Source organism: Martelella sp. UBA3392 (assembly GCF_002358775.1).
In the GTDB taxonomy this organism is placed as follows: domain Bacteria; phylum Pseudomonadota; class Alphaproteobacteria; order Rhizobiales; family Rhizobiaceae; genus Martelella; species Martelella mediterranea.
In genome coordinates this window covers 1-6,704 of the sequence record NZ_DEPM01000118.1, presented here as the reverse complement: position 1 = coordinate 6,704, position 6,704 = coordinate 1, and the positions used below count along the sequence as shown (strand labels likewise).

Genomic DNA, 6,704 nt, shown 5'->3' with positions numbered 1-6,704 from the left:
AGGTTGCCGAAGAATTTCCAGCCGGTCGGGGTCTCGTAGCAATCAATGCCGAGTTTTTCCGCCACGCGGTCGGCGGCCTGGCTGGTCGGCATCGAGCGGGCGATGCCCGCAAGGCCGCCCTTGTAGGCCGGCGCCAGATGCGCATTGGCCGCGAGAATGGCAAGGCTGTCCGACGGCGTGATGAACACGCCGTGGCCGACCACCATGTTGCGGTCGCCGTCGCCATCCGATGCCGCGCCGAAATCCGGTCCGCCATCACTCATGACCGCATCATACAGGGCCTTGGCGTGGACAAGGTTGGGGTCAGGGTGATGGCCGCCGAAATCTTCCAGCGGCGCGAAATTCAGCACCGAGCCTTCCGGCGCGCCAAGGCGGTTTTCGAGGATTTCCTTGGCATAGGGGCCGGTGACCGCGCTCATCGCGTCGAACGAAATCCGGAAACCGGAAGCGATATGGGAGCGGATCGCGTCGAAATCGAAAAGCTGTTCCATCAGCTCGGCGTAGTCTGCGACCGGGTCGAAAACCTCGACCTCCATGTCGTCCACCTTCGAGGTGCCGATCGCGTCAAGCGAAACGTCGTCGGCCTCGGAAATCCGGTAGCGGTCGATCAGCTTGGTGCGTTCATAGATCGCATCGGTGATCTTTTCGGGCGCTGGGCCGCCATTCGCGGTATTGTACTTGATGCCGAAATCCTCGTTCGGCCCGCCCGGATTATGGCTCGCCGAGAGGATGATGCCGCCGAAGGCCTGGTATTTGCGGATCATGTTGGAAGCCGCCGGCGTCGACAGGATGCCGCCCTGGCCGACCATCACCTTGCCGAAGCCGTTGGCAGCGGCCATCTTGATCGTGGTCTGGATCACCTCGCGGTTGAGATAACGGCCGTCGCCGCCGATCACCAGGGTCTTGCCCTTGAAGTCGCCGATGGAATCGAAGATCGCCTGTATGAAATTCTCCGCGTAACGCGGCTGGGTGAAGACCGGCACCTTCTTGCGCAGGCCGGACGTGCCGGGCTTCTGGTCGTTGAAGGGTGTGGTCGGAATTGTCACGCTCATGGTTTCGACACCATCAAATCGAGTTGCTTGTAAAGATCGGCGTAGAGACCGGCGCTGGCCTTCCACGACACATCGCTCTTCATGCCCTGCTTTTGCATGGCGAGCCAGGTTTTCTTGTCGTCGTATAGATTGATCGTGCGGCGGATGGCATGGGACAGCGACCATGGCTCGACGGGCGAAAACTGGACGCCGGTGGCGGCGTTGACGGCCAGGGCGGCCGGGTTGGCGTCGATCACGGTATCGGCAAGGCCACCGGTGCGCGCGACCACGGGAATGCAGCCATAGCGCAGCGCATAGAGCTGGGTCAGGCCGCAGGGCTCGAACCGCGAGGGCACGAGAATGGCGTCAGCGCCGGCCTGCAGCATATGCGACAGCCGTTCATCGTAGCCGATAATGGTGCCGACCCGGCCGGGGTAATAACGCGCGGCATTGCGGAAGGCTTCCTCAAGCCCCGGTTCGCCGGAGCCGAGCACGACGAGCTTGCCGCCCATGGCGACCAGATCGCCGACAACGGCGGCGAGGATATCCATGCCCTTCTGCCATGTCAGGCGCGATACGACGGAGAAGATCGGGGAATCGTCGTTGTCGAGGCCGAAGGTCTCGCCCACGGCCTGCCGGTTTTCAACCCGACCCTTCGGTTTGTGCGCGGAATAGCGGCTGACGATGGTGTCGTCGGTTGCCGGATCCCAGACATCGGTGTCAATGCCATTGACGATGCCGTGCACGGTGTGGGCGCGGGCCGAGATCAGGCCTTCCAGACCCATGCCATATTGCGGGGTCTGGATTTCGCGAGCATAGGTCGGGCTGACCGTAGTGACCGCCCAGGCGGTCTGCAGGCCGCCCTTCAGGAAACTCACCTTGCCGTAATATTCGACGCCATCGACGGCGAGCGCATGGTCGGGAAGGCCGAGCCAGGGGAAAATCCCCGTGTCGAAATTGCCCTGGAAGGCGATGTTGTGAATGGTGAGGATCGAGGGTTTTTCCGGCGTTGGCGCGAACCGCATATAGACCGGCGTAAGCGCCGCCTGCCAGTCATGGGCATGCACCAGGTCGGGCTCCCATCCGGGTATGGCGCCGGCGGCGATGTCGGCTGCCGCTTTCGAGAGCGCGCCAAAACGCCGCCAGTTGTCGGAATAACCCTCGCCGTGCGGCGCATTGTAGGGATTGCCGAAACGGTTGAACAGGGCAGGGGCCTCGAGGATGAGAAGGTCCAGACCGTCATGGCGGGCTTCAAGCACGTCCGCCTGTTCGCCGAACAGATCATAGAGCGTGATCACCTTTTCGGCCTTGTCGCCGACCGCCTTCATCACCGCCGGATAGCCGGGGATCAGGGTGCGGGTGTGGATGCCGTATGCCGCCAGCGCAAGCGGCAGCGCGCCAGCGACGTCCGCAAGCCCTCCCGTCTTGATCAGGGGATAGATTTCCGAGGCGACGGAAAGAACCTTCATGTTTTATGTGTCCAGTTTATCGATCATTGACTGCGTGATGAGGCAGATGCCGCTCTCGGTGCGGCGGAAACGGCGGGCGTCGAGCTCGGGGTCCTCGCCGACAATGAGGCCTTCGGGAATATGAACGCCGTGGTCGATGATCACGTTTCTGAGCTGGGCGTGGCGGCCGACATGCACGCGCGGCAGGACGACCGCGCCCTCGAGGCGGGAATAGGAATTGGCGCGCACGCCGGTAAACAGCAGGCTCTTGTAGAGCTGCGAACCGGAAATGATGCAATCGCCCGAAACCACGGAGGAGATCGCCGAGCCGCGCCGGTTTTCGTCGTCATGCACGAATTTCGCCGGCGGGGTGACTTCCGAATAGGACCAGATCGGCCAGGACTTGTCGTAGATATCGAGTTCGGGCACCACGCCGGTCAGGTCGATATTGGCCTGCCAGTAGGCATCGAGTGTCCCGACATCGCGCCAATAGGCCTGCTCCTCGTAGCTGGAACGGATGCAGCTCTTTGAGAAGCGGTGCGCCAGCGCCTTGCCGTTCTTGACGATATAAGGGACGATATCCTTGCCGAAATCGCGGCTGGAGGTGGGGTCGGCGGCATCGCGGTAAAGGCAGTCGAACAGGAACTTGGTCTTGAAGACGTAGATGCCCATTGAGGCGAGCGCCATCGTCTCGTTGCCGGGAATGCCGGGCGGGTTGGCGGGTTTTTCGACGAAATCGACGATCCGGTCGTTCTCATCGACATGCATGACGCCGAAACCCTTGGCCTCCTCCACCGGCACTTCGAGGCAGCCGATCGTGATATCGGCGCCGTCGTTGACGTGCTGGCGCAGCATCATCTCGTAGTCCATCTTGTAAATATGGTCGCCGGCCAGAATGATCATGTATTCCGGACCGTAGGAATCGATGATGTCGATGTTCTGGTAGACCGCGTCGGCGGTGCCCTCATACCACTGGGTCTCGGACACGCGCTGGGAGGCGGGGAGTACGTCGAAACTCTCGTTACGCTCCGGCCGGAAGAAGTTCCAGCCCTGATGAAGATGGCGGATCAGTGAATGCGCCTTGTACTGGGTCGCGACCCCGATGCGGCGAATGCCGGAATTGAGCGCGTTCGACAGCGCGAAATCGATGATCCTGGTCTTGCCGCCGAAATAGACAGCGGGCTTGGCGCGCGTATCCGTCAGTTCCTTCAGGCGGCTCCCGCGTCCGCCGGCCAGAACATAAGCCATGGCGTCACGCGCCAGCGGCTGTCCCATGCGATTGTTCATCCTTCCCTCCCAAACTACTCTGGTTCCAGCATTATGGTCGCGAGCGGCGGCAGCATCAGACCGGCGGAAATGCCGCCATTGCCATGGCTCTCGGCGCGCACCCGACCGCCATTGCCCAGCCCGCTGCCGCCGTAGATTTCGGCGTCGGTATTGAGGATTTCGCGCCAGATGCCGGCCTTGGGCAGCGGCACGTGGTAGCCGTCGCGCGGCACGGGGGTGAGATTGCTGACAACCACGATCGGCTTTTCGCCGGGCGCCTTGCGCTGCCAGGCGAAGACGGAATTGTCGTGATCATCGACGATCGTCCACTCGAAGCCTTCCGGCTCGCAGTCGCGGGCGTGAAGCGCGGGCTTGGCGCGATAGGTGAAGTTCAGATCGCGCACCAGCCGGCGCACGCCCTCATGGGTGTTGTAGTCGAGCAGGTTCCAGTCCAGCGCGCGCGCCTCGCTCCATTCGCTCCACTGCGCGAATTCCTGGCCCATGAACAGGAGCTTCTTGCCGGGATAGGCCCACATGAAGGCGTAATAGGCCCGGAGGTTGGCGAATTTCTGCCAGTCGTCGCCGGACATCTTGGCGATCAGCGATCCCTTGCCGTGCACCACTTCGTCATGGGAGAGCGGCAGCACGAAGTTTTCCGTGAAAGCATAGGTTAGGCCGAAGGTGATTTCCTGGTGGTGGTGCTTGCGGTACACCGGCTCGCGGCCGAAATAGGTCAGCGTGTCGTGCATGAAGCCCATGTTCCACTTGAAGCCGAAACCGAGGCCGCCCTCATGGACCGGCTGCGACACTTTCGGCCAGGTGGTCGATTCCTCGGCGATGGTCATCATCTCGGGATGCTGGCCGTAAACCGCCTTGTTGGTTTCCTGGATGAACCGCACCGCGCCCAGATTGGCGTTGCCGCCATATTCATTGGGAATCCATTCGCCGTAATTGCGGGAGTAGTCGAGATAGAGCATCGACGCCACCGCATCGACGCGCAGGCCGTCGACATGGAATTTCTCGCCCCAGTAAAGCGCGTTGTTGAGAAGATAGGAGGCGACCTCGGTGCGATCGAAATTGTAGATCGCGGTGTTCCAGTCGGGATGAAACCCCTTGCGCGGATCGGCATGTTCGTAAAGCGCGGTGCCGTCGAAATTGCGCAACCCGTGCTCGTCGGTCGGAAAATGCGCCGGCACCCAGTCGAGCAGCACGCTGATGCCGACCTTGTGGCAGCCATTGACGAAGCGGGCGAAACCCTCCGGCTCGCCGAAGCGGGCGGTGGGCGCGTAAAGCCCTGTGGTCTGGTAGCCCCAGGACGGGTCGTAGGGATATTCGGATACCGGCAGGAATTCGATATGGGTGAAGCCCATGTCGGCGCAATAAGGGATCAGCCGGTCGGCGAGTTCGTCCCAGGACAGAAACGACCCGTCATCGCGACGCTGCCATGAGCCCGGATGGACCTCGTAGATCGAGATCGGCTCGCGGCGCTTGTCGCTTGCGGCCCAGTGCTCGCGATGCTCCTCGTCGTCCCATTCCTGCTCCAGCTCGGCCGCCGTCAGCGATGCCGTCTGCGGGCGCAATTCGCTGCGGCGGGCAAAGGGATCGGCCTTCAGCGGCAGGAGAGTGCCGTTGGAGCCGATGATTTCGAATTTGTATGGCGTGCCGGGCTCGACTTCGGGCGCGAAGATTTCCCACACGCCGGAATCGGAACGGAACCGCATCATGTGCCGTCGGCCGTCCCAGTTGTTGAAGCTGCCGACCACGGAGACGCGGCGCGCATTCGGCGCCCATACAGCGAAATGAAAGCCCTTCACGCCCTGATGTGTCATGGGATGAGCGCCGAGCTTGTCGAACAGGCGAAGATGGGAGCCCTCGCGGACGAAATAATCGTCCATCGGCCCCAGAACCGGCCAGAAACTGTAGGGGTCTATCACCGTCCAGGTGACGTCGCCGCGCCGAGCGCGATAACGGATCGGAACGAAGGTCGTGAGCGTCAACTTACCGGAAAAGAAACCGGACTGATCGATCTGAGTCAAAACGCCGAGAGGCTCGCCCTCAAGGTCGAATGCCTCCACGCGCTCCGCGCCCGGCAGAAAGCACCGGGCAACGAGATTGCCGTTGATTTTCTGAATGCCCAGCACGGAAAAGGCGTTGCCATGCGTGGCGTTCAAAATGGCTTCGATGTCTCCTCTCGGCGGGGCGAAATCCCCGCCTTTGTCCGGATCGACTGGCTCCGGTTGTCTCATAAGGCACCCCAAATATCGCGAGCATACTCCCTGATGGCCCTGTCGGAGGAGAACCACCCCATACGCGCAGTGTTCCGTATTGCCTTAACGTTCCACGCCGTACGATCGTTCCATATCGCGTCGACCTGGCGCTGGGCGGCGGCGTAGGCGTCGAAATCGGCGGCCACCATGAACCAGTCATGGTCGTAGATGCCGCCGATGAGATCGGCATAGCGGCCGGGATCGTCATGGGAGAACACGCCCGACGAGATCGCCGACAGCGCCTGCGACAGCTCCTTCGAGCCTTCGATCAGCTCGCGCGGGTTATAGCCGTCGGCGCGGGCCGCCTCGACCTCCTCGGCGGTCATGCCGAAGATCACCATGTTCTCCGCGCCGATCCAGTCGCGCATTTCCACATTGGCGCCGTCGAGCGTACCGATCGTTAGCGCCCCGTTGATCGCGAACTTCATGTTGCCGGTGCCCGATGCCTCCATCCCGGCCGTCGAGATCTGCTCGGAAAGGTCGGCGGCGGGGATCATGACCTCGGCGGTCGAAACATTGTAGTTCGGGATGAACACGATCTTCAGCAGGCCGCGCACCGCCGGATCGCTGTTGATGACGCGGGCGACGTCATTGGCGAGCTTGATGATCAGCTTGGCGTTGTGATAGCTCGGCGCAGCCTTGCCGGCGAACAGCTTCACCCGCGGCACCCAGTCCATTTCCGGATGGGAGCG

The 6,704-nt window shown here is 62.1% G+C and carries 5 protein-coding genes; all 5 read right to left on the bottom strand.

What is annotated here, in order from left to right:
• Positions 1 to 1,052 (bottom strand): alpha-D-glucose phosphate-specific phosphoglucomutase (locus B4E36_RS08625; RefSeq protein WP_345900241.1); only part of this gene is annotated, 1,052 nt, incomplete at its 3' end.
• A complete protein-coding gene (gene glgA, locus B4E36_RS08620) occupies positions 1,049 to 2,500 on the bottom strand; it encodes a glycogen synthase GlgA (protein ID WP_345900240.1) in 1,452 nt (483 codons plus the stop codon). The genes glgA and B4E36_RS08625, both read right to left, overlap by 4 nt.
• 3 nt (positions 2,501 to 2,503) lie before the next feature.
• Entirely contained in the window at positions 2,504 to 3,766 is a 1,263-nt protein-coding gene (glgC, locus tag B4E36_RS08615; RefSeq protein ID WP_018065476.1) for a glucose-1-phosphate adenylyltransferase, read from the bottom strand.
• Positions 3,767 to 3,780: 14 nt separating this feature from the next.
• Positions 3,781 to 5,991 carry a 1,4-alpha-glucan branching protein GlgB gene (gene glgB / locus B4E36_RS08610; RefSeq protein WP_292059391.1) on the bottom strand — a complete coding sequence of 737 codons (2,211 nt, stop codon included), beginning with the start codon at positions 5,989 to 5,991 and terminating at the stop codon, positions 3,781 to 3,783.
• Positions 5,988 to 6,704: glycogen/starch/alpha-glucan phosphorylase (locus B4E36_RS08605; RefSeq protein WP_345900239.1), on the bottom strand; the 717-nt coding region annotated here is incomplete at its 5' end. The genes glgB and B4E36_RS08605, both read right to left, overlap by 4 nt.